General features: G+C 64.3%; 14 protein-coding genes. 6 read left to right on the forward strand and 8 right to left on the reverse strand.

What is annotated here, in order from left to right; translation table 11 throughout:
• Positions 1 to 67: 67 nt before the first annotated feature.
• Complete coding sequence (locus ACQR1W_RS36295; protein ID WP_434855261.1) at positions 68 to 2,107, reverse strand: methyl-accepting chemotaxis protein; 2,040 nt, start codon at positions 2,105 to 2,107, stop codon at positions 68 to 70.
• A gap of 258 nt (positions 2,108 to 2,365) precedes the next feature.
• Between ACQR1W_RS36295 and ACQR1W_RS36300 the strand changes: the two genes are divergently transcribed.
• The 3 genes from ACQR1W_RS36300 (at position 2,366) to ACQR1W_RS36310 (ending at position 6,202) form a co-directional block, all read left to right on the forward strand.
• Positions 2,366 to 2,851 (forward strand): (2Fe-2S)-binding protein, encoded by a 486-nt coding sequence (locus tag ACQR1W_RS36300; protein WP_008973916.1) that lies wholly within the window; start codon positions 2,366 to 2,368, stop codon positions 2,849 to 2,851.
• 83 nt (positions 2,852 to 2,934) lie between these two features.
• The gene (locus tag ACQR1W_RS36305) at positions 2,935 to 5,274 is read left to right on the forward strand and encodes a xanthine dehydrogenase family protein molybdopterin-binding subunit (protein WP_434855262.1); all 2,340 of its coding nucleotides are present in this window, start codon (positions 2,935 to 2,937) and stop codon (positions 5,272 to 5,274) included.
• A gap of 127 nt (positions 5,275 to 5,401) precedes the next feature.
• Complete coding sequence (locus tag ACQR1W_RS36310) at positions 5,402 to 6,202, forward strand: FAD binding domain-containing protein (RefSeq protein ID WP_434855263.1); 801 nt, start codon at positions 5,402 to 5,404, stop codon at positions 6,200 to 6,202.
• A 496-nt stretch (positions 6,203 to 6,698) separates the two neighbouring features.
• On the opposite strand, the gene ACQR1W_RS36315 is transcribed toward ACQR1W_RS36310, so the two are convergent.
• A complete protein-coding gene (locus tag ACQR1W_RS36315; RefSeq protein ID WP_434855264.1) occupies positions 6,699 to 9,782 on the reverse strand; it encodes a PAS domain S-box protein in 3,084 nt (1,027 codons plus the stop codon).
• A 560-nt stretch (positions 9,783 to 10,342) separates the two neighbouring features.
• On the opposite strand from ACQR1W_RS36315, the gene ACQR1W_RS36320 reads away from it, so the two are divergent.
• The 3 genes from ACQR1W_RS36320 to ACQR1W_RS36330 all read left to right on the forward strand — a co-directional run bounded on the left by ACQR1W_RS36320 (position 10,343) and on the right by ACQR1W_RS36330 (position 14,785).
• Positions 10,343 to 11,452 (forward strand): CaiB/BaiF CoA transferase family protein, encoded by a 1,110-nt coding sequence (locus ACQR1W_RS36320; protein ID WP_434855284.1) that lies wholly within the window; start codon positions 10,343 to 10,345, stop codon positions 11,450 to 11,452.
• A 273-nt stretch (positions 11,453 to 11,725) separates the two neighbouring features.
• Positions 11,726 to 13,459, forward strand: a complete 1,734-nt coding sequence (locus tag ACQR1W_RS36325; protein WP_434855265.1) for an ABC transporter permease — start codon at positions 11,726 to 11,728, stop codon at positions 13,457 to 13,459.
• Positions 13,460 to 13,474: 15 nt separating this feature from the next.
• Entirely contained in the window at positions 13,475 to 14,785 is a 1,311-nt protein-coding gene (locus ACQR1W_RS36330) for an ABC transporter ATP-binding protein (RefSeq protein WP_434855266.1), read from the forward strand.
• Between the two features lie 12 nt (positions 14,786 to 14,797).
• On the opposite strand, the gene ACQR1W_RS36335 is transcribed toward ACQR1W_RS36330, so the two are convergent.
• The 6 genes from ACQR1W_RS36335 to ACQR1W_RS36360 form a co-directional block, all read right to left on the reverse strand.
• Positions 14,798 to 15,112, reverse strand: a complete 315-nt coding sequence (locus ACQR1W_RS36335) for a cupredoxin domain-containing protein (protein WP_434855267.1) — start codon at positions 15,110 to 15,112, stop codon at positions 14,798 to 14,800.
• A gap of 9 nt (positions 15,113 to 15,121) precedes the next feature.
• Positions 15,122 to 15,643 carry a DUF4142 domain-containing protein gene (locus ACQR1W_RS36340; RefSeq protein WP_434855268.1) on the reverse strand — a complete coding sequence of 174 codons (522 nt, stop codon included), beginning with the start codon at positions 15,641 to 15,643 and terminating at the stop codon, positions 15,122 to 15,124.
• Positions 15,644 to 15,739: 96 nt separating this feature from the next.
• Positions 15,740 to 16,420 carry an RNA polymerase sigma factor gene (locus ACQR1W_RS36345; RefSeq protein WP_434855269.1) on the reverse strand — a complete coding sequence of 227 codons (681 nt, stop codon included), beginning with the start codon at positions 16,418 to 16,420 and terminating at the stop codon, positions 15,740 to 15,742.
• A 98-nt stretch (positions 16,421 to 16,518) separates the two neighbouring features.
• Positions 16,519 to 18,144: an FMN-binding glutamate synthase family protein gene (locus tag ACQR1W_RS36350; RefSeq protein WP_434855270.1), complete on the reverse strand. Its 1,626-nt coding sequence runs from the start codon at positions 18,142 to 18,144 to the stop codon at positions 16,519 to 16,521.
• A 284-nt stretch (positions 18,145 to 18,428) separates the two neighbouring features.
• The gene (locus tag ACQR1W_RS36355) at positions 18,429 to 19,994 is read right to left on the reverse strand and encodes an acyl-CoA synthetase (RefSeq protein WP_434855271.1); all 1,566 of its coding nucleotides are present in this window, start codon (positions 19,992 to 19,994) and stop codon (positions 18,429 to 18,431) included.
• Between the two features lie 184 nt (positions 19,995 to 20,178).
• Positions 20,179 to 20,952 carry a ferredoxin--NADP reductase gene (locus ACQR1W_RS36360; protein ID WP_008973973.1) on the reverse strand — a complete coding sequence of 258 codons (774 nt, stop codon included), beginning with the start codon at positions 20,950 to 20,952 and terminating at the stop codon, positions 20,179 to 20,181.
• Positions 20,953 to 21,134: the final 182 nt, after the last annotated feature.

A 21,134-nucleotide genomic window follows, 5' to 3' on the forward strand; every position in this document is an offset into this window, starting at 1 on the left:
GAGTGCTGGGTGGCCGGGATGAACCTCGCCGGCCGCTCCGGTGCAACTTGCCGAGTCCGGGGGATAGCTACGCCGCGCGGATGTTGGACATGAAGCGGTTGAGCTCTTCGCGCAGCCGCGCGCTTTGCGAGGACAGCGACTTCGCCGAGCGCAACACCTCCTCCGAGGCCGAGCCGGTCTCGGTCGCGCCGCGGTTGACCTGGGTGATATCGGCGGCGGCCTCGCGCGTCCCGACGGCAACGCCCTGCACGTTGCGCGCGATCTCCTGCGTCGCAGTGCCCTGCTGCTCGACCGCGCTCGCAATGGACGAGGCGATGGTCGAGATCTGGCCGATGGTGCCGCCGATCTGCTTGATCGCCGCAACCGATTCCTTGGTCGCCTCCTGCATGCCGGAGATATGGTTCGAGATCTCGTCGGTGGCCTTCGCGGTCTGACTGGCGAGCGACTTCACCTCGGAGGCGACCACGGCAAAGCCGCGCCCGGCATCGCCCGCCCGCGCCGCTTCGATCGTGGCATTCAGCGCGAGCAGATTGGTCTGCTCGGCAATCGCGGTGATCAGCTTGACGACGTCGCCGATCTGCTGGGCGGCCAGCGACAGCTTGCCGATGCGGCCATCGGTCTCCTCCGCCTGCGCCACCGCCGATTCGGCGATGTGGTTGGACTCGCGCACCTGGCGGCCGATCTCGGCCACGGAGGTCGAGAGCTCCTCGGTCGCGGTCGCAACCGATTCGATGCCGCTGGTGGCCTGTCCGGAACTGCCGGCCACCCGGCTCGCCAGGCCCTGCGTGGTCTCCGCGGTGCGGGTCAGGGTCGCCGCGGCATGTTCCAGCTGATGCGCGGATTCCGACACGTTGGCGACGATCGAGCCGACCGCGGCCTCGAACTCGTCGGCGAAGCGGATCAGCTCGGTTCGGCGCGCAGCCCCGGCCGCCTTGTTCTGCGCGTCCTGGCTTGCGGCGTCGCGCTCGGCCTTGGCGACCGCCTGCAGCTTGAACTCTTCGACCGCGGCGGCCATCTCGCCGAGCTCGTCGGACCGCCCGAGACCCGGCAGCCTGACGTCGAAATTGCCGGAGGCGAGCTCGCGCATCGCCTTGCACATCGTGATCATCGGCCGCGAAATGCCGTTGCCGAGCATCAGCGCCAAGGCCGCGCAGAGCGCCAGGCCGCCGATCGCCAGTATGGCGATCAGCCGTTCGATCTCGGCAATGGTCGCATTGGCCGCCGATTCGATGCGCTGCTGATCCGCCGACAGGTCGGACCGCAGGGCGTTCGACAGCTTCACGATGGTGACTGCGGCCTCGCCCATCTGCTTTTCGAGCTTGGTGAGCGCCTTGACGTTCTCCGCCAGCTTGGTGAAGGAGAGGCGATACTGCTTCAGCAGCTCGCCGAGCTCGGTGACACGCTGGGTGATCTTCTCGTCGCTGGCATAGATCGTGACCAGCGAGGTCTCCAGAAACCGGATGCGCGCAATCGCGCCGTCGGCCGTGCGCGGCTCGGATTTGGCGGTGAAGGTGCCGACCAGGGTCGAGGCGGTCAGGTACTGACCGGTCAGATCCTTGGCAGTGGTCTGGATGTTGGGCAGCCCGGCGAGCGCGGCGGTATCGGCGAGATCGTCGAACTTGTAGCGGATCTTGTTGCCCGTGAGCATCAATTGGTCCGCCACGATCTTTTTGTTCTCGCGGGTGAGGTTGACGATATCGGCAAAGATCTTGCTGAAGACCTGAAACTCGCTTTGCAGCTGCGAAAGCTGCGCCCGCCGTTCCGGGGCAGTGGTGGCGGCAGTCGATTTGGCGATGGCCGCCTGCAGCCCCTCCTGCGCGGCCATCGCCGCGCTCTCGTCGTCGGGATTGCCGGTCAGCGCGTAATAACGGGCAAGCGCCTGGTAGGAGACCAGCTCCCGGTCGATGGTCCGCGCGGCATCCGCTTCCGCCACGCTCGCGCGATAGGCGGCGACCGCGGCGGCGACCCGCTCGAAGCCGAAATAGGCAAATCCGATGCTGGCGGTCGAGATGGCCAGCACGACGGCGAAGCCGAGAATGATCTTGCCACGGAAGCCGAGGGTCAGAAAATTCCCAGGCCGCCGCTGTGGCGCCGAACGCGCAGACATTCCTACCCCCGAAATAATTCTTGTCGCAGCATCTGTCGGGCCGGGTGCACAACGCCCAGCCACTGATCAAAACTACGTCACAATGGATAAGGGCCGGTAAATTTGCGGCCGCCTGATACGGCGGCGCGCCGGTCGACATCGAATCGAGGCGCGCGACGCAAGACGCCGCGATGACATCGGGGGCAAAAATTCGAGTTGCAAACTGATGATGGCGCTGTTTCTAATTGGAATAACGAAAAATCCAGCGGGAGGGTCAAAGTGTCGACAGTCAAACTGACGGTGAACGGCAAGCAGGTCGCGGTCGAGGTCGAGGACCGCACGCTGCTGGTCCACCTGTTGCGCGATCATCTGAACCTGACCGGGACCCATGTCGGCTGCGACACCAGCCAGTGCGGTGCCTGCGTCGTCCATATCGACGGGCGTGCGGTCAAGTCCTGCACTGTGCTGGCCGGCCAGGCCGATGGCAGCAGCGTGACCACGATCGAGGGCATCGCCAAGGGCGATGAGCTGCACCCGATGCAGGCGGCGTTCCGCGACAATCACGGCCTGCAATGCGGCTATTGCACGCCCGGCATGATCATGTCCGCGATCGATATTGTGCACCGCCACAGCGCACAGCTCGACGAGGCCACGGTGCGCGAGGAGCTCGAAGGCAATATCTGCCGCTGCACCGGCTATCACAACATCGTCAAGGCGGTGCTGGACGCCGCCGGCCGCATGAAGCTGGCGCAGGCCGCCGAGTAGCAGGCCGCGCCCCGCAACGCATCAATACTGCCGCTCTCGACGGGAAGCGGCGGAATAACGAACTCCGGCAGGGAGAGGATCGCATGGGTATCGAAGGCATTGGCGCCAGCGTTGTGCGCAAGGAAGACAAGCGCTTCATCACCGGCAAGGGCCGCTACGTCGACGACATCAAGCTGGTGGGCATGACCTATGCCCATTTCATTCGCAGCCCCCACGCCCACGCCAAGGTCAAGAGCATCGACGCCTCCGGGGCCGAAGCCATGCCCGGCGTGATCGCGGTGCTGACGGGCAAGCAGCTGGTCGATGACAAGATCGGCAATTTGATCTGCGGCTGGGCCATCACCTCGAAAGACGGCTCGCCGATGAAGATGGGCGCCTGGCCGGCCATGGCGCCGGAGACGGTGCGCTTCGTCGGCCAAGCGGTGGCGGTCGTGATCGCCGAAAGCAAGAACCTGGCGCGCGATGCCGCCGAGGCCGTGGTGGTCGATTACGAGGAGCTGCCGGCGGTGCCGGATATGCCCTCGGCGCTGAAAGCAGGCGCGCCGCAGCTGCATCCCGAAGCGCCCGGCAATGTCGTCTACGACTGGTCGATCGGCGACGAAGCCGCCGTCAACGCCGCCTTCGCCAAGGCTGCCAATGTGGTCAGCCTCGAGCTCACCAACAACCGGCTGGCGCCGAATGCCATGGAGCCGCGCGCGGCCATCGCCGATTATGACACGGCCGAGGAGCACTTCACGCTCTACACGACCTCGCAGAACCCGCATGTCGCCCGTCTCGTGCTGTCGGCGTTCTACAACATCGCGCCCGAGCACAAGCTGCGGGTGATCGCGCCTGACGTCGGCGGCGGCTTCGGCTCCAAGATCTTCATCTATCCCGAGGAGATGGTGGCGCTGTGGGCCTCCAAGAAGGTCGGCCGTCCGGTGAAATGGACCGGCGACCGCACCGAGGCCTTCCTCACCGACGCCCATGGCCGCGACCACATCTCCAAGGCGGAGATGGCGTTCGACGCCAACAACAAGATCGTCGGGCTGCGGGTCAAGACCCACGCCAATTTCGGCGCCTATATGTCGCTGTTCTCGTCCTCGGTGCCGACCTATCTTTACGCGACGCTGCTGTCGGGCCAGTACGACATCCCCGCGATCTATGCGGAGGTGATGGGCGTCTACACCAACACCACGCCGGTCGATGCCTACCGAGGCGCAGGGCGGCCCGAGGCGAGTTATCTGTTGGAGCGCATGATGGAGACTGCGGCGCGCCAGCTCAAGGTCGATCCGGCCGAGCTCAGGCGCAAGAACTTCATCACCCAGTTCCCGCATCAGACCCCGGTGATCATGGCCTACGACACCGGTGACTTCAACGCCTCGCTCGACGCGGCGCTCAAGGCCATCGACTATGCCGGCTTCCCCGCGCGCAAGGCGCAGGCACAGGCACAAGGCAAGCTGCGCGGCATCGGCTTCTCCTGCTACATCGAGGCCTGCGGCATCGCGCCCTCGAAGGCTGTCGGCAGCCTCGGCGCTGGCGTCGGGCTGTGGGAATCCGCCGAGGTCCGCGTCAATCCGGTCGGCACCATCGAGATCCTCACCGGCAGCCACAGCCATGGCCAGGGCCACGAGACGACGTTCTGTCAGCTCGTCGCCGACCGGCTCGGCGTGCCGATCAGCCAGGTGCAGATCGTCCACGGCGACACCGACAAGGTGCAGTTCGGCATGGGCACCTATGGCTCGCGGTCGGCGGCGGTCGGCCTCACCGCAATCCTCAAGGCAATGGAGAAGGTCGAAGCCAAGGCCAAGAAGATCGCGGCGCATCAGCTGGAGGCGAGCGAAGGCGACATTGTGATCGAGAACGGCGAGTTCAAGGTGGCGGGCACCGACAAGACCATGGCGCTGCCGATGGTCGCACTCGCTGCCTACACCGCACACAATCTGCCTGACGGCATGGAGCCGGGATTGAAGGAGACCGCGTTCTACGATCCGACCAACTTCACCTTCCCGGCCGGCACCTATATCTGCGAGCTCGAGGTCGATGCCAAGACCGGCAAGACCTCGTTCGTCAACTTCGTCGCGGCCGATGACTTCGGCCGGCTGATCAACCCGATGATCGTCGAGGGCCAGGTCCATGGCGGCCTGGTGCAGGGCATCGGCCAGGCGCTGTTGGAGCACGCCGTCTATGACGGCAACGGCCAGCCGGTCACGGCATCGTTCATGGACTATGCGATGCCGCGCGCCGACGACGTGCCGTCGTTCAAGCTGAGCCACACCACGACCTTGTGCCCGGGCAATCCGCTCGGCGTGAAAGGCTGCGGCGAGGCCGGTGCGATCGGCGCCTCGGCGGCGGTGATCAACGCGATCACGAACGCGATCGGCAACAACAAGCTCGAGATGCCGGCGACGCCGGACCGGGTCTGGCACGCAATAAACGGGTGATCGTCATTCCGGGGCGTGCGCAAGCGCGCCCCCGGAATCTGACGCGGTTGAACTTTCGAGAGTCCGGGTCTGCGCGCGGGAGGCGCGCATCCCGGAATGACCTCAAAAACAATTCAGGGAGTTTCCCATGTATCAGACCAACTATCACCGTGCCTCGTCGGTCGACGAAGCGGTCGCGCTGTTCGGCAAGGGCGGCGAGTCGAAATTTCTCGCCGGCGGCCACACCCTGCTTCCTGTCATGAAGCAGCGCCTCGCCGCGCCGTCCGACGTCATCGATATCGGCAAGATCAAGGAGCTGATTGGCATCGCGGCCTCCGCCGACACCGTGACGATCAAGGCCGCGACGCCGCATTATGACGTCGCAACCTCCGACACGGTGCAGAAGGCGATCCCGGGACTGGCCTATCTGGCTTCGCTGATCGGTGATCCCGCCGTGCGCCACCGCGGCACCATCGGCGGCTCGCTCGCCAATAACGATCCCGCCGCAGACTACCCGGCCGCCGTACTCTCGCTCGGCGCCACCGTGAAAACCAACAAGCGCACGCTCGCGGCGGACGATTTCTTCCAGGGCCTGTTCACGACCGCGCTGGAGGACGGTGAGATCATCACCGAGGTCTCGTTCCCGATTCCGGAGAAGGCCGGCTACGCCAAGATGCGTCATCCGGCGTCGCGCTTCGCGCTCACCGGCGTGTTCGTGACCAGGGCCAAGGGTGGCGAGGTGCGCGTCGCCGCCACCGGCGCCTCGCAGACCGGTGTGATGCGCGTGGGTGCAATCGAATCGGCGCTGAAGGCGAACTGGTCTCCGTCAGCGCTCGACAACGTCGCGGTGCCTGCTAACGGCCTGCTGAGCGATATCCACGGCTCGGCCGACTATCGCGCCAATCTCGTGAAGGTAATGGCGCAGCGCGCGGTGCAAGCCGCAGGCTGAGCTCGCTGACGCGGATCTTTCCGCGTCATGGCAGGCGGAATTCAATACGGCGCGCAGCGATGCGCGCCGTTTTGCTTTGCGGGATAGAGCGCGCTTGCGTTGCCTGATCTCACGCGAGACAATCGCGGAAACGCCATTCGCGCGTGATGACGCTTATTGAGTGAGACGCCAGCCAAGCACTGCCACCCTCCCCTGGAGGGGGAGGGTGGCTCACATGAGCGCAGCAATGTGAGCAGGGGTGGGGTGAAGGACTGGAGCACCGGCCATGGGGCGTCACTCCACCCCGCGATCGCTTTGCGATCGACCCTCCCTCCGCATGAGTAGCCGCAATTAGGGTTCCCTTCGGGGGGCCGGGGAGACAGGGCCAGCAGGTTCTTGGGCGGCACGTTCCGCCACGACGTTCTGCGCGACTGGACGATCGGATTGTCTTTGAAGCATTTCCGGGGGGAGTCGACTGATCCCGCGCCTTTCTTTTCGTGGATCGCGGAAATTACGATCACGACATCGACCCACTTCCCAACACCTCGCGGATTTTCTGCGCCAGCTCCGATTTCCGATATGGCTTCCGAAGCAGGACGACGCCGGGGTCGAGGTGCCCGTCGTGGACAATGGAATTGTCGGCATAGCCCGAGGTGTAAAGCGCCTTGACGTCACCGCGACGCTTGGTGATAGCGTCCGCCAGCTGCCGGCCGTTCATCCCGCCGGGCATGATCATGTCCGTGAACAGCAGATCGAATTCGACGCCCTGATCAACCAGCGCCAGTGCCGCCGCGCCGTCACTGGCGACAAGGGTCCGGTAGCCCAGGCCCCCCAGCTGGGCGATCACATAACCCCGCACCAGCGCATCGTCCTCGACCACCAGGATCGTCTCGTGCCCGTGCGGCACGCCCGTCGCATGCACCGGCTCAGCGGTCATGACCGCCTTTCCCGCCGATCGCGGCAGATAGAGCTTTATAACAGTGCCACGGCCTTCCTCGCTGTCGATTTCGACGGTGCCGCCGGACTGCTTGGCGAAGCCGTAGACCATGCTCAGTCCCAGTCCGGTCCCCCTGCCGACTCCCTTGGTGGTGAAGAACGGCTCGAACACGCGGTCGAGGATGTCGGTGGGAATGCCATGGCCGGTGTCGGCGACCGTGATCATCACGAACTCTCCCGACTTCACGTCGCTTTCCCTCGACGCATCGAGATCGTCGCGCCCGACATTGACGGTTGCGAGCTTGAGCTTGCCACCCCCCGGCATGGCGTCGCGCGCGTTGACCGCGAGATTGACGATCGCGGCCGAAAGCTGCGACGGATCGGCCATGGCGAACCAGGTATCGTCCGCCAGGTCGGACTCGATGTCGATGTGCTCGCCCAGGATCGGCTTGAGCAGCTTCGCGGTGTCCGTGACCATGCGATTGACATCGATCTCGCGCGGCTCCAGCGGCTGACGGCGTGCGAATGTCAGGAGCTGCGATGTGATCTCGGCGCCACGCGTCGCCGCGTCGCCAATGAGCTGGGCGATCGAAGCGAGTTGGGGCTCTTCCGCAATACCCTCCTGAAGGATCTCGATCGTCCCGGTGATGACGGTGAGGACGTTGTTCAAATCGTGGGCAATACCACCCGTGAGTTGCCCGATCGCATCCATCTTTTGAGACTGACGCAGTCGTTCCTCGGCTTCGTGCTGGTTGGTCGTGTCGGTGCCCGTCCCGCGATAACCCATGAAGCGACCGTCGGCGGCAAAGACGGGCCGGCCGTTCACACTGACATGGCGCTGGTGCCCGGCCGAGTCGCCGCATGTGTACTCGAAATTCCGGAACGGCTCGTGCCGCTCCAGCGTCGCCATATGCTCACGCCATTTCCGCGGCTCAGCCTCCTTGTCGGTCGCCGCATCGAGACGGCGTTTGCCGATTAGCCCCGCCGGATCGATGCCGAAGGCACTCAACCGCTCCGATATATAGGTGAAAAGGTGATCCGGCCCGGTCTCCCAAAGCCAGTCGGAGGCCGTCTCAGCGTAGTCGCGGAAGCGTTGTTCGCTTTCGCGCAGCGCCAGAAAGGCCTTTTCCAGCCTTTCCCTCGCTGCGTATTGCTCGGTCATGTCCATATACGTGCCGATGATCTCGCTGACCTCGCCATCGCTATCGAGAACCGGGTGCGCCACCGAGTGGACGTACCTGATCGCGCCGTCGGGCAATGCGACCCGGAAATCGAATTTGAAATCTCCCTGCTTGGCCTGCACAGCCCGCCGTACCACCTCGTCAAGCATTTGCTGGTCTTCCGCAGGAATCCGCGACTGGATCTGTTCCGCCGATGCGCCCTGTTCGGGATCGAAGCCGAACAGGCGATAGACCTCGGCCGAGCGGTACACGAAGTCGCGACGGCGCACGTCCCACGACCAGCTGCCGGTGTGGCTCAAATGCTGGGCCTCTTCCAAATAGGCCTCGCTGCGGCGCAGCTGCCGCTCCGCTCGCTTTGCCGCCGTGATGTCTGTCAGCGCTCCGACAAGCTCGAGGCTGCCGGCCGCATTGATCGTCGCGCGCGCCAGGGCGTGGACGTATTTCACCGAGCCATCCGGCATTAGAAGCCGGTATTCATGCTCGAAATCGCTCTGGTCGCGGGATGCCTGATCGATGGTGCTTTGCACCGCGGTGCGATCTTCCGGATGCGTCCGCTCGATGACCAACTGAAGCGTCGGCTGGGTCGCGGGATCGTATTCGAAAATTCGAAACGTTTCCGGTGTCCAGATCATCTCGCCGGTGGCGACCCTCCAGCCGAAGCTGCCGGTGTGGCTCAATTCCTGCGCATGTGCGAGATAGGCCTCGCTCTGCTGCAGGGCATGTTCGGTTCGCTTCCGCTCGGTGACATCCTCACAAGCAACCAGAACGACGAGCTCGTCGTTGGCGCGCCGCATGGCCTTGGCATTTTCGCGCACCCACAATAGCGAGCCGTCTTTCCTGATCTTCCGGATTTCCCACGTGTGCGATTGGCCGATCGATTCCAGACAGACCGCAATGCAATTGTTCACGAACGCATGGTCTTCCGAGAGAAAGACGTCAAGCACGGACTGGCCGACCAGCTCCGCCACGGTATAGCCAAGCTGAGCGGCACCGAAAGTGTTCACATTCAACACAGTGCCGTGCGCATCGATCATGAAATACATGACCGGATTGTGCTCGAAAACCTCCCGCCATTCCCTTTCGCTATCGCGCAGTTCATCTTGGCTGCGCCTGAGATTTGCCTCGGCCTCAAGCGCCATCTCCTTTTCCCGGCGGGCATTTCCGATCAGCCACGCCACCATCACCCCGGTTACGCAGAAGGCGGCCATCGTGACGACATGCTGCGAAAGGTCGATTGCGACGCTTAGGGTGGGAGGTGCGAAAAAATAGGCCAGGCTCGCAACGGACAAAAAGCAAAGCACGACTGCGGCGGCGAAGCTGCCGATCAGGGAGAACAGCAGAATCACGATCAGATCCGCGAACGCGGTTGAGCCGAGGTCGGCGTGAAGCCGAAAGAAGCCCAGGGTCACCAGTCCCAGCACAAGGCCGCCGAGGCAGAACTGCGCAGCTGAACCTGCAGCATTCCTGGTCTGATTTGGCGTCATCCGCAAAACGCCTCTGTCTGGCTGGCAGATTAAAGCATTTTGCGCAAAAAGGCGGCAGTTCGTTTTGATGTCGCCTACGTCATTGGACGCATATTTTCCGGCCCACGGGCAATAACGGCGGTCTCGGCGTCGCGCGCCGCCCTACGGACCTCCGTATAGCTCATCCAACCCTTTCGGTATCACTCTGTTACCTCAGTAGATATTCTCCGTCGGCCAGCACAGCCGACTTGCGAATTGTGCTTTTCTCCCATGATGACAGGCGAACGGGACGTCGGGCCCAGCGCCACTGCGCACGGTCATAGGTCAAAGTCTGTCATCGTCGTCCGAACGAAGTACCAACCGTTTTCCATCCCTTCGCCCAAGCTCTCAGACAGGCTCTAAAATCCGCCAACTTGAAACGAACCTGGACCGCCTAAATCCCTTGCCCTACCCTGGGGCTGCGTGGAGAAAGTTCAACTCTAGTTCCTCTCCCTCCAGGGGACGGAGGTCGTGCGCCGCGGCTAACGTCTTCAACCGATCCGAGCTGGATCATGCGCAGAGGACAACAAGGACATCACGACGTGCTCGACCCGACCGCACAACCCAGCCAGTCACGCGCCACCGGCCCGCTGGCCGGCTTCCGCATCGTCGAGTTCGCCGGCATCGGACCCGGTCCCTTCGCGTGCATGATGCTGGCCGACATGGGCGCCGAGGTCGTGACGCTCGACCGCGTCGGCGCGCGCAAGACCATGAAGTCGGTCGCGGGCCGCGGACGGAAAGTGGTCGAGCTCGATCTGAAGGACAAGGGCGCCGTCTCACAGGTTCTCGACCTGCTCGCCGGCGCTGACGCGCTGATCGAAGGCTTCCGTCCCGGCGTCATGGAGCGGCTGGGCTTGGGCCCCGATGTGGTGCTCGCGCGCAATCCGCAGCTGGTCTATGGCCGCATGACCGGCTGGGGCCAGGAGGGGCCGCTGGCGCAGGCCGCCGGCCACGACATCAACTATATCTCCATCACCGGCGCGCTGGCCGCGATCGGGCCCAAGGAGCGGCCGGTGCCCCCGCTGAACCTGGTCGGCGATTTCGGCGGCGGCGCGCTCTATCTCGTGGTCGGCGTGCTCGCCGCGCTGCTGGAAGTCTCGAAGTCGGGCAAGGGCCAGGTGGTTGATGCCGCGATGTGCGACGGCGCAGCCTCGCTGATGTCGATGTTCTTCGATCTCGCCGCGCTCGGGCGCTGGAGCGAGGGTCGCGAGCGCAACTTCCTCGACGGCGGCGCGCATTTCTATGGCGTCTACGAATGCGCCTGCGGCAACTTCGTCTCGATCGGCTCGATCGAGCCGCAGTTCTATGCGCTGCTCCGCCAGCATGCGGGACTGTCGGACGAGTGTTACGACGCCCAGATGAATCCCGCGGCGTGGCCCGACCTGCGCGAGAAGCTCGTCGACGTCTTCAAGAGCAAGACGCGGGACGATTGGTGCCGGATCATGGAAGGCACCGACATCTGCTTTGCCCCCGTACTGACCATGACGGAGGCGCCGAAGCATGCGCACATGGCCGCGCGCGGCGTGTTCGTCGAACGCCATGGGATCACCCAACCCGCACCCGCCCCGCGCTTCTCGCGGACGCCATCCAACATCCGCGAACCCGAAGTGGCCGAGCTCGGCGCGCTCGTGAAGGCTTGGACGGGGCGGTAGGACCGCGCATTCCGCCGGCTGTCGCTCAACCGACGCCAGATCGACATTCCATAGTCGGGCTCCGCCCCAGCGCGCATTTGCGCGCGCGGAGCCGGAGCTGCGCCATTCATCCCGGCGCGAACCCAGCCCCCGATAACAACCCATCACAAATCCCGCCTACCATGGCGGCCAGGGTTGGCTGCCGAATCGGCCCGCTTGAACTGCCCCGCGGCGATGTGAGAAGGAAGCTCCGCTGCGGCGCACAAGGACCATTGGCGATACGGGACACGCTTGATGATACTGCAAGGCATCAATACAACCGTTTTGCGAGAAGCAGTGCGGCCCAACATCTGGGACATCGTCGCATTGATCATCGTGATCGGTGCCATGGTGCTGATCGTCTATGGCGGCGAGCAGACCACGCTGCCGCTGTCGGCGCTCGATACGGCACCGGTCTCGCTCGACCCTGTGAACCTGCCGCTTTACGCCTTGCGCACCACCCTGCGCATGCTGCTCGCGATGCTGTGCTCGCTCGTGTTCACGTTCGTTTACGCGGCGCTTGCCGCCAAGAGCCGGCGCGCCGAGATGGTGCTGATCCCGCTGCTCGACATCCTGCAGTCGGTGCCGATCCTCGGCTTCCTCACCTTCACGGTCGTGTTCTTCATGAACCTGTTTCCGGGCAAGGTGCTGGGCGCCGAACTCGCCTGCGTGTTCGCGATCTTCACCAGCCAGGCCTGGAACATGACCTTCAGCATGTACCAGTCGATGCGCAACGAGCCGAAGGACCTCGACGAAGCCACGCGGAGCTTCCATCTCTCCGGCTGGCAGCGCTTCTGGCGGCTCGACGTGCCCTACGCAATGCCCGGGCTGATCTGGAACGCGATGATGTCGATGTCCGGCGGCTGGTTCTTCGTGGTCGCCTCGGAAGCCATCACCGTCGGCAACACCACCGTGACGCTCCCGGGCGTCGGCTCCTATGTGGCGCTGGGGATCGCGCAGCAGAACCTCGCCGCGATCGGCTATGCGATCCTGACCATGCTGCTCGTCATCATCGCCTATGACCAGCTGCTGTTCCGCCCCATCGTGGCCTGGGCCGACAAATTCCGCTTCGAGCAGACGGCGTCGGGCAATCCGCCGACCTCGTGGATGCTCGACCTGTTCAGACGCACCCGGGCGCTGCGGTCGCTGACGCTTCCCTTCGCCGCGCTCAACCGGTCCTTTTCCAATTTGCGGATTGACTGGCCTTCCGTCCTGAGCACGCCGGTCAGGTCCGGCCCGCCCTCGCGGCTGCTCGATGCGCTATGGCTTGTGGTGATCGTGATCGGCTGCTCCTACGCCGGCTGGAAAACCTACGACTATCTCTCGGCGACGCTCGCGCTCTCGGACGTTGCCACCGCGATCGGCTATGGCCTGATCACGCTGCTGCGCGTCGTGGTGCTGATCGCGTTGGCCTCGCTGATCTGGATTCCTGTCGGCGTCTGGATCGGGCTCCGGCCGAAACTCGCCGAGCGGGTGCAGCCGCTGGCGCAGTTCCTGGCGGCGTTTCCGGCCAACCTCGCCTTTCCGGTGTTCGTGGTGCTGATCGTGCGCCTCAGGCTCGATGCCAATGTCTGGCTGAGTCCCCTGATGATCCTGGGGACGCAGTGGTACATCCTGTTCAACGTCATCGCCGGCGCCAGTGCCTTTCCAACCGACCTGCGTGAAGCCGCCTCCAGCTTTCATCTCGGCGGCTGGCGCTGGTGGACCAAGGTCATCCTGCCCGGCATCTTCCCCTATTACATCACCGGCGCCATCACCGCCTCCGGCGGCTCCTGGAACGCCTCGATCGTGGCGGAGGTCGCGAGCTGGGGCGACACGCATCTGACGGCAACCGGCCTTGGCGCCTATATTGCGACCGCGACCGAGCACGGCGACTTTCCGCGCGTCGTGCTCGGCATTGCCGTGATGTGCATCCTCGTCACTTTGTTCAACCGGCTGCTATGGCGGCCGCTCTACGCGTTCGGCGAGCGCCGGCTGCGCCTCGGCTGATCGGGAGGGAACCGCATGCGCGATCAAGTCAACCAGGCCTCGCTGATCGACATCAAGGGCGTCAGCCGGCTGTTTCCCAAGGGCAGCGGCGAGGACCTCGTCGTCCTGGAGAAGGTCGATCTGACCATCCGCGCCGGCGAGATCGTCGGCCTGCTCGGCCGCTCCGGCTCGGGCAAGTCAACGCTTTTGCGCATCATCGCCGGCCTGGTCTCGCCGTCGTCGGGCGAAGCGACCTGCCGGGGCGAGATCATCTCCGGCCCGCCCCACGGCGTCGCCATGGTGTTCCAGTCCTTTGCGCTGTTCCCCTGGCTTACGGTCCTGCAGAACGTCGAGCTCGGGCTCGAGGCACTCGGCATCGACAGCGCTGAGCGGCGCAAGCGCGCGATCGCAGCCATCGACCTGATCGGCCTCGACGGCTTCGAATCGGCCTATCCGAAGGAGCTGTCCGGCGGCATGCGCCAGCGCGTCGGCTTTGCCCGCGCGCTGGTCGTGCATCCCGACCTGCTGCTGATGGATGAGCCGTTCTCGGCGCTCGATGTTCTCACAGCCGAGACGCTGCGCACCGACCTGGTCGACCTCTGGATCGACGGAAGGCTGCCGATCAAGTCGGTGCTGATGGTGACGCACAATATCGAGGAGGCGGTGCTGATGTGCGACCGCATCCTGGTGTTCTCATCGAACCCCGGCCGCGTCGCCGCCGAGTTCAAGGTCGATCTCGCCCATCCGCGCAACCGGCTCGACCCCGCCTTCCGCCAGCTGGTCGACAGCCTCTATGCCCGCATGACGCAGCGGCCCGAGCCGAAGGCGCCGAGCGCGGAGGGCGCGCCCGGCTTTGGCGTCGGGATGGTGCTGAGCCATGTGGGATCGAACTCGATCTCGGGCCTGATCGAGGCGCTGGCGGGCGCGCCCTATAACGGCCATGCCGACCTGCCGGTGCTGGCCGGCCATCTCCAGCTCGAGGTCGACGAGATCTTCCCGCTCGCCGAAGCGCTGCAGCTGTTGCGCTTTGCGCAGCTCAGCGAAGGCGACCTCACCCTGACCGAGGCCGGCAAGCGTTTCGCACATCTGGAGACCGACGAGCGTAAGAAGCTATTCGCCCAGCACCTCACCGAGAACGTGCCGCTGATCGGCCTGATCCGGCGCGTGCTCGACGACCGGCCCTCGCACACGGCGCCGGCCGCGCGCTTCCGCGTCGAGCTCGAGGACTACATGTCCGAGCAATATGCCGACGAGACCCTGGAGACGATCATCTCCTGGGCCCGCTATGCCGAGCTGTTCGCCTATGACGAGCAGTCGGAGACGTTCAGCCTGGAGAACCCGCACTGACGCTGATCAACGTTAGGGGGCGACTTTCAAGGTCGCCTTCATGTTCGGATGAAAGCGACAGTAGTAATCCACAGCTCCCGGCTTCTTCAGCACCAGGCTCATCGTCTTGTTCGGCGGCAAGGTGACGTCGAAGTCGCCATTGCGCGCGGTCGCGGTATGAACCAGCGCATCCTTGTTGATCCATTCAACGGTGTCGCCGACCTTGGCTGAGGCCGCCGCCGGCGAGATCTCGAGCTTGTCCATCACGATCTGGATGGTGGCCGCGCGCGCCGGAACGCTCGCTGCCACAAGCACGATCGTGCTCAGGAAGGCAATACGCCCCGACATCGCAACCTCCTACTTCAGCTCGGCCGCGACATGCTCGGCGTGCTGCTCGTGGCCCTGAAAGATCTTCAGGCCGGTCTGCAACAGGCCCTTCAGCTCGGCATTGCTGGCGGAGGGAATGAGCTGGGTCTCGAGCGCATTGTTCACCGTCTTATGATAGGCGACTTCGTTGGCGATATAGGCCTTGTCGAAGGCAGCACCCTTGAGCTTGCCGAGCTCGCCAAGCTTCTCGCTCGCCTGCTTCGACAACGTGCGGCTGGTGTCGTTGTCTTCGGGCGTCACCTTGAGCTTCTTGACGAGATCCAGCGCCTGCTTGTTGACGGCTTCATGGTCGCGCACCATGCCCTCCGCGAACTGTTTCACGTCCTTGTTGCTGGCCTTATCCAATGCCTGTTTCGCGGCCTTGATGTCGATTTCGCCTGCCGTGTAGGCGATGTGAGCGATCTGCGGATCGGTGAGCTTGGCGCCCTGTGCGAGCGCAACGCTGCTGGAGAGGCAGATCACGACGGCCGCCGTGCTGATTCGATAAAACATGGCTTGATCTCCTGTGCCGCCCGGACCTCACGGCCGGCGGGTGAATGGTTGCACAGGGATTGGATGGAAAATCGAAGCCGACGTTCCCGAGAAAGTTCAGATCGGAAAACCGAGCCGCCTAAGCACCGTATCGGTCAGCCGCTCACAGCGAGGGCCGGCGAACGGAAACGCATCGAGAATGATCGGACCGATCTCCTTCTCGACATTCTCACGCAGCAGGGCGCGGGCGCGATGCAGGCGCGTCTTGACCGTCTCCGGCTTCAGGCCGAGCAGTTCGGCGGTCTCCTCGATGCTCATCTCCTCGATCACGCGCGCAATGAAGACCAGCCGAAACGGCTCCGGCAATTCATCGATCGCATGCTCGACAAGCTCCTGGATCTGGCGTTGCGCCATGGATTTTTCCGGATCGCTCGATGCGGTGGGAAACGGAATGATGTCGGCCTCTGGCCCGTCCTGCGGCTGCCACGCCAGCTCAGGCCGGCGGCCGCGCAGCCGCCCCAGCGCCTCGTTCATGGCAATGCGCGTCAGCCAGGTCGAAAGGCTGGACTCGCCGCGGAAGGCTTCAAGATGCGTGAGCGCCCGGACATAGGTCTCCTGCACCACGTCCTCGGCTTCGCTGTCGTTGCGCAGGATGCCGCGGGCGATCCGGAACAGGCGGCGGTTGTTGGCCTGCAGGATGGCCCGGATCGCCGCCTCGTCGCGGGCCTTGGCCCGCAAGATCAGCTCATCCTCGCCAGCCGGCGCGGAGGATGGATTTCTCGCCGTGGTCCAACGCATGACGGTTCACCCGACCTGAGGATCTCATGAGGTTGGATGCAGCTCAGGCCCAAAGGTTCCCGAAAAAATCTCCCAATGTCGGCCCAGCCTGAGACGCCTCACACCGCCGGCGCGAACGTGTCCGCCCGGGCCATCGCCCAGGCATCGCGGTAGCGAATGTCTTTGGTGCCTTCGAGCAATTCACCCGGCCGCAGCGCCGGATAGAGTTGCGCGAACGACGAAACATCGGTGGTCGAGGTCCGCTGCGAGAAGTGGATCGGGCGCAAATCCTGCGGATGTTCGAGGCCGGCGGCGGCGATCAGTTCGGTCAGCGCATGCAGGGTGGCGTGGTGATAATTGTAGACGCGCTCCAGCTTGTGCGGCACCACCAGCGCGCGACTGCGGGTCGGATCCTGGGTGGTAACGCCAGTCGGGCAGCGGTCGGTATGGCAGCTGAGTGACTGGATGCAGCCGAGCGAGAACATGAAGCCGCGCGCGGAATTGCACCAGTCGGCGCCGATCGACATCGCACGCGCCATGTCGAAGGCGGTGGCGATCTTGCCGGACGCGCCGATCTTGATGCGATCACGGATGTTGAGGCCCACCAGCGCGTTGTGGACGAAGCTGACGCCCTCGCGCATCGGCATGCCCAGATGGTCCATGAATTCCAGCGGCGCCGCGCCGGTGCCGCCCTCATTGCCGTCGACCACGATGAAATCGGGATAGATGCCGGTCTCCAGCATCGCCTTGCAGATCGCCAGGAACTCCCAGGTATGGCCAATGCAGAGCTTGAAGCCGGCCGGCTTGCCGCCGGACAGCTTTCGCATCTCACCGATGAACTGCATCATGCCCGCAGGGGTGGAGAAGGCGCGGTGCGCCGGCGGCGAGATGCAGTCCTCGCCCATGGCGACGCCGCGGATCTTGGAGATCTCCGCCGAGACTTTCGCCGCCGGCAGCACGCCACCATGGCCGGGCTTGGCGCCCTGGCTCATCTTGAGCTCGACCATCTTGATCTGGTCCTGGCTCGCGACCCGCGCGAACGCGTCCGGATCGAAGCTGCCGTCGCGATGGCGGCAGCCGAAATAGCCGGAGCCGATCTCCCAGATGATGTCGCCGCCCATCTCGGCGTGATAGGGGCTGAAACCGCCCTCGCCGGTGTCATGCGCGAAGCCACCCTTCTTGGCGCCACCGTTGAGCGCGCGCACAGCATTCGGGCTGAGCGCGCCGAAGCTCATCGCGGAAATGTTGAACACCGAGGCCGAATAGGGCTTGCTGCAATCCGGGCCGCCGATCTGAATGCGGAATTTCTCCTCCGCATGCGGCTTCGGCGCCACCGAATGATGCAGCCATTCGTAGCCGTCGCGGTAGACGTCCTCCTGGGTGCCGAACGGGCGCTTGTCCAGCACCATCTTGGCGCGCTGATAGACCACCGCGCGGGTGTCGCGCGAGAATGGCATGCCGTCCTTCTCGCTCTCGAAGAAGTACTGCCGCATCTCGGGCCGGATCTCTTCGAGCAGAAACCGCATATGCGCTGAGATCGGATAGTTGCGCAGCACCGCATGGCTCTTCTGGATGAGATCGCGGATGCCGAGCAACGTCAGCGCGCCGAAGATCAAGAGCGGGACCAGGACAAGGTCGAAGATCTTGCGATCATAGATGCCGAGAATGAGCAGCATGGCTGTCACGACCGCGCAGAGCGTCAGCACGATGAAGCGCGGCGATAACGGAAGCAGCAGATTTTCCATCGGATCCCTCAGGCCATGTCATCAGGCGAGCGTCGTCGAGCGGGCGTCGTCGGGCGAGCGCGGCGATATCGTCTCTACGCCTGTAGCGGAGCAACGTTACTAAAGGCTAGCCCAGCCGTCCGTCATCGGTGTGACGGCACCGCCGCACCGGCCATCCAATCACCTGTTGCGAAATCAGTCCACCACCCCAACGGCTAGTTTTGCGATGCAATGTGTCCCGCGCGCCGGGCCAATGAACCGCTGCCGGCGGCCTCGCAGATCAGCATACGCGAGGGCGCACCCGCTCACATTTCCGTAAACAGGCCTGCGTGCATCTCCCGCAACTGCCGCTTCAACAGCTTGCCGCTCGGGTTCTTCGGCAGCGCATCGACGAACACGACACGTTTCGGGGTCTTGAAGGACGCGAGCTTGGCCGTAGCGCGCTTGAGCACATCCTCCTCGGTCAGCTCGCAGCCCGACTTGACGACGACCACAGCGACCACCGCCTCGACCCAGCGCGGATGCGGCAGGCCGACGACGGCGACTTCGGAAACCTCCGGGATCAGATAGAGCGCCTCCTCGACCTCGCGGCTGGCGACGTTCTCGCCGCCGGTCTTGATCATATCCTTCTTGCGGTCGACGATGGTGATGTAGCCATCCTCATCGATGGTGGCGAGGTCGCCGGAATGGAACCAGCCGCCCTGGAACGCGGCGGCGGTGCGCTCGTCGTCGTGGAAATAGCCGAGCATCAGATGCGGCGAGCGGTGCACGACCTCGCCGACCACGCCGGGCGGCACGTCGGCCATGGCATCATCGACCACGCGGGTTTCGACATTGAGCACGGCGCGGCCGCAGGAGCCGGGCTTGCGCAGCTGGTCCTCAGGGCCAAGCATGGTGGCGAGCGGCGCGATCTCGGTCTGGCCATAGAGATTCCACAGCCGTACCTCGGGCAGCCGCTGCGCCAGCTCGCGCAGCACCTCGACCGGCATGATGGAGGCGCCGTAATAGCCCTTGCGCAGGGTCGAGAGATCGGTGGTCTCGAACAGCGGCGAGCGCAGCATCGAAATCCACACTGTCGGCGGCGCAAAGAACGAGGTGATGCGATATTTCGCCATCAGCGGCAGTAGATTGTCCGGCGTCGGAAACGCGGTGATGATGTTGGTGCCGCCGACATAGATCGCAGGACCGAAGAACACATCGAGCTGGGCGCAGTGATAGAGCGGCAGCGCGTGCAGCGTGACGTCGTCGGCCGCGATGCCGGCATCGACCACGCAGGAGACATACTGCCAGATCACGGCGTCATGGGTCAGCATCGCGCCCTTGGGCAGCGACTCCGTGCCTGATGTGTAGACGATCTGGGCGAGATCAGTGCCGTTGAGCTCGACCGCGGGCACCACCGCCGTCGAGGCTGCCAGCGCGGCGAAATCGATCATGTCCGCCTGGCGCTCGCTTTGTGCTTCGGATGGCAGCCAGATCAGCTGCTCGACGGCTGGCGCGAATTGCTTGGCGGCGCGCGCAAGGCTCGCGAAGCCGCTGTCAGTCGCGAGCAGGCGGGCGCCGGCGTGTTTGAGGATGTAGGCGACCTCCTCCGCCTTGAGCATGAAATTGATCGGCACCAGCACGGCGCCGAGCCGCGCCAGCGCGAAGCGCAAGGCCGCAAAGGCATGCGAGTTGCGGGCGAGGATGGCCACGCGTTCGCCCTTGGCGACGCCGCGCTCGGCCAGGCCCGCCGCAAGGCGGTCGACGATGGCGTTGAATTCGGAATAGCTCCAGCTGACATCGCCGCAGATCACGGCGGTCTTCTGTGGCGTGCGCGCCGCGCTGCGCCGAAGGAGGTCACCCAGCGTTTGCCGCCGAACGATGGAATCCATGGCTATCCCCCATCATCATGGGGACGGCCGCACGCTTCGCGCGCTCCGCATCCCCTCCCTGGTTGCCGCCGGGCCTTCGTGGGCCCGATCTCTGCGGCCGAAACTCGCACAGCCGCTGCAAAGCTTGCAAGGGAGGATATTGCCAGGGATTGGAGCGCCCCGATTGCGTCGAGGCGCCGGAAGCTCAGCGCTCGACGAAGGCCTTCTCGATCACGAAGTGGCCGGGCGTATTGCCGCTGCCCTCGATGAAGCCGCCGGACTCGAACATGGTCTTCAGCTCTTCCAGCATCGCCGGGCTGCCGCACATCATGATGCGGTCGGTCTCGATATCGAGCGGGTGCTGACCGATATCGTTGAACAGCTGCTCGGAGGAGATCAGGTCGGTGATGCGGCCGCGGTTGCGGAACGGCTCACGGGTGACGGTCGGATAGTATTTCAGCTTCTCTTCGAGCAACGGCCCGAACAGCTCGTCCTGACGGAGGCTCTCGACCACGGTCTCGCCATAGGCGAGCTCGGCCACCTGACGGCAGCCATGCACGAGCACGATGGTCTCGAAACGATCGTAGACGTCCGGGTCCTTGATCAGGCTGGCGAACGGGGCAAGGCCGGTGCCGGTCGACAGCAGCAGCAGGCGCTTGCCCGGCAGGAGGTTGTCGGTGATCAGCGTTCCCGTGGCCTTGCGGCCGACCAGGATGGTGTCGCCTTCCTTGATTTTCTGCAGGCGGGAGGTCAGCGGGCCGTCCTGGACCTTGATGCTGAAGAACTCCAGTTCCTCCTCGTGATTGGCGCTCGCCATGCTGTAGGCGCGGAGCAGCGGCCGGCCCTCGACCTCCAGGCCGATCATCGCGAACTGGCCATTCTGGAAGCGGAAGCCCGCATCGCGGGTGGCTTTGAAGGAGAACAGGGTGTCCGTCCAGTGCTGAACGGAAAGAACTTTCTCTCGATAGAACGCGCTCATGATGTTTGTTTCTTCACGCAGGCTGATATTGGAAGAAATGGGTCGTAGGACAAAAGCGACCACAACCCTCTGTAAACGCTGCAGATTTTCCGCCGCTTGATGTACACGAAAACGGCCGGAAATCAACCCGCTGCAATGCACAATCGATAGCGAGCAAATGCATGCCAGCCTATGCTGGCACG

The organism is Bradyrhizobium sp. HKCCYLS1011, assembly GCF_051167795.1.
In the GTDB taxonomy this organism is placed as follows: Bacteria; Pseudomonadota; Alphaproteobacteria; order Rhizobiales; family Xanthobacteraceae; genus Bradyrhizobium.